This is a genomic window from Roseateles sp. (assembly GCF_036404855.1).
Lineage (GTDB): Bacteria > Pseudomonadota > Gammaproteobacteria > Burkholderiales > Burkholderiaceae_C > Pelomonas.
Map to the genome: position 1 here is coordinate 1 of NZ_DASWYS010000341.1, position 2,219 is coordinate 2,219.

Sequence of the window (2,219 nt, forward strand, 5' to 3'; positions counted from 1 at the left end):
CGAGCCCAGCGCCTCGATGTCCTCGCGCTCGATCGGGGTGATGTAGCTGTCCACCAGCGCCTGGCTGATCTTGTCGGCGGCGGTGCGCTCGCGCAGGCGGGCCAGCTTGAAGGCGTCCAGCGCCGGCTGGCGGTCGGCCTCCTTCATCATGGCGTGCAGGGCCTTGGCGCTGTCGAGGGCGGCGGCGGCGGCATCGTCCAGCAGCGCGTAGAACTGCGTGCCGGAGCCGAAGATGGTTTGCAGGGAGAACATGGGCGGCCCGGTCTCGATGTGTAGAAATGGTTGCAACGATAAGGCGCAATTATGACGGCTGGATGACAAGCCGGCATGCCGGCCGCCGCCGGGCCCCGCCACAGGACGGCCGGGACGCCCCTGCTATGATGCCCCCGCGCCGCCGGCGCAACACATGGACGCCTCCTTACCGCCGCCGCCCCGCTTCCCGCTCGCCGCGCCGCCTGCCGCGGCCGCCTCGCCGTGGCGCGTCCCCCGCCCCTTCCCAAGCCTCCGGTGAAACCCCGTGCTGGAACTGTTGCTCCTCGTCCTCGCCCTGATCCTGCTCAACGGCTTCTTCGCATTGTCGGAGATGGCCGTGGTCACCTCGCGCAAGGCGCGGCTGAAGCAGCAGGCCGCCACCAGCCGGGGCGCGCGCAAGGCGCTGGAGCTGGCGGAACGCCCGGAGCGCTTCCTGTCCACCGTGCAGGTGGGCCTGACCCTGATCACCATCGTCACCGGCATGCTGGGCGGCGACGCCCTCGGCAGCCTGATCGGCCAGTGGCTGGCCGCGCACGTGCCCGCGCTGGGTGAATACGCGGGCACGCTGGGCACGGTCCTGGCGGTGGGCCTGATCACCTACCTGAGCATCGTGCTGGGCGAGCTGCTGCCCAAGCGGCTGGCGCTGCTGGCGCCGGAGCGGCTGGCCGCCGCGGTGGCGCTGCCGATGCACTGGCTGTCGCGCATCGCCAGCCCGGTGGTCTGGATGCTCAGCGCCACCGTGAGCGCGCTGCTGAAGCTGATGCGCGCCGGCGACAGCAGCGGCTCGCAGGTCACGGAAGAGGAAATCCAGCTGCTGGTGAGCGAAGGCCACGAGCAGGGCGTGTTCGATCTCGACGAACGCAACATGCTCAACCGGGTAATGCGGCTGGGCGACCGCACCGCCGACAGCCTGATGACGCCGCGCACCCGGATCGCCTGGCTGGACGCGTCCGCGCCGCTGGCGGACAACCTGGCGACGATGCAGGAGCACGAGTTCTCGCGCTATCCGGTCTACCGCGGCGACGACAGCGACGTGGCCGGCGTGCTGGAAGTGAAGACCCTGCTGGACGAACTGGGCCGGCCGCAGCCGGAGCTGTTCCGCGACATCCGCCCGGCGCTGTTCGTGTCCGAATCCACCCAGGCGATGAAGCTGCTGGAGATCCTGCGCGAGGAGCAGCAGTCGCTGGCGCTGGTGGTCGACGAATACGGCGACATCCAGGGCATGGTCACGGTCAGCGACATCGTCGACGCGGTGATCGGCCGGCTGCAGACCGGCGGCGACGGCGACGGCGAGGAGGCGCTGGTGGTGGAGCGCGACGACGGCTCGCTGCTGGTCGACGGCGGCCTGCACGTGGACGAGCTGCGCGAGCTGACCGGCGAGCGCCTACCCGACGCCGAGGAACTCGAATACCGCACCGCCGCCGGCCTGGCGATCGCCCGCTTCGGCCGCATCCCGCACGTGGGCGAGCATTTCCGGATCGGCCCGTGGCGGGTGGAAGTGGTGGACCTGGACGGCCCGCGCATCGACAAGCTGCTGCTGCAGCGCGACCCGCCCGCGGCGCGGGTCGAAGGCGACGGTTGACGCGTCCCGCGCTCAGCCCAACAGCGCGGTGAACTCCTGCCCGGACTGCGGGTGGCCCAGCCAGTAGCCCTGCACCAGGTCGCAGTCGCGCTCGCGCAGCAGGTCGAACTGCCCCACCCGCTCCACGCCCTCGGCCACCACGGTTACGCCCATCGAATGCGCCATCGCGATGATCGCGCTGGTCAGCGCCAGGTCGTCGGGGTCGCGCAGCAGGTCGGTGATGAAGCTGCGGTCGATCTTCAGGCCGTCGGCCTGCACCCGGCGCAGGTGGCTGAGGCTGGAGTAGCCGGTGCCGAAATCGTCCAGCCACACCTTCACGCCGAGCTGGCGCAGCCGCCCCAGCAGCGCGACCGCGTTGGCCTCGTCGCTGATGACCGCGGTTTCG

The 2,219-nt window shown here is 70.9% G+C and carries 2 protein-coding genes and 1 pseudogene; 1 reads left to right on the forward strand and 2 read right to left on the reverse strand.

From position 1 onward, the window contains the following. Positions 1–252: pseudogene (locus VGF12_RS22740) on the reverse strand (pit accessory protein); the annotation flags it as partial. A 265-nt stretch (positions 253–517) separates the two neighbouring features. Between VGF12_RS22740 and VGF12_RS22745 the strand changes: the two are divergent. Continuing rightward, a complete protein-coding gene (locus VGF12_RS22745; RefSeq protein ID WP_331178328.1) occupies positions 518–1,834 on the forward strand; it encodes a hemolysin family protein in 1,317 nt (438 codons plus the stop codon). Between the two features lie 12 nt (positions 1,835–1,846). Here VGF12_RS22745 and VGF12_RS22750 read toward each other — a convergent pair. Further along, positions 1,847–2,219 (reverse strand): EAL domain-containing protein (locus VGF12_RS22750; protein WP_331178329.1); only part of this gene is annotated, 373 nt, incomplete at its 5' end.